This is a genomic window from Brevibacterium sp. SIMBA_078 (assembly GCF_046534565.1).
Taxonomy (GTDB): domain Bacteria; phylum Actinomycetota; class Actinomycetes; order Actinomycetales; family Brevibacteriaceae; genus Brevibacterium.
On record NZ_JAWRYQ010000369.1, the window covers coordinates 1 to 256 of the forward strand.

A 256-nucleotide genomic window follows, 5' to 3' on the forward strand; every position below is an offset into this window, starting at 1 on the left:
GTGATTCATCGTTGATCCAAGCAAGTGAATTTAATATTTTAATTCGGTCTCGTTGTTGCCCTTCATAAGGTGCACTCACCCATTCATTGATCACTGCCGGTACTTGCAGCTCACTTGCTGATGGAATATCGCCTTCACGCGGCACAATATAATCAGCTAACAGAGCCACTAACGTAATTTCATCTTTTGTTAAGGTTAACGGCCAAGGCGACTCTGGTGGCATCACTAAGTTTGGATCTTGACCATAACCTTTTGC

Annotated in this window: 1 protein-coding gene; it reads right to left on the reverse strand. The window is 43.4% G+C overall.

Translation table 11 applies throughout. From position 1 onward, the window contains the following. A partial coding sequence (locus SB749_RS20070; RefSeq protein ID WP_410711857.1) for a gluconate 2-dehydrogenase subunit 3 family protein occupies window positions 1-256 on the reverse strand: 256 nt, incomplete at both ends.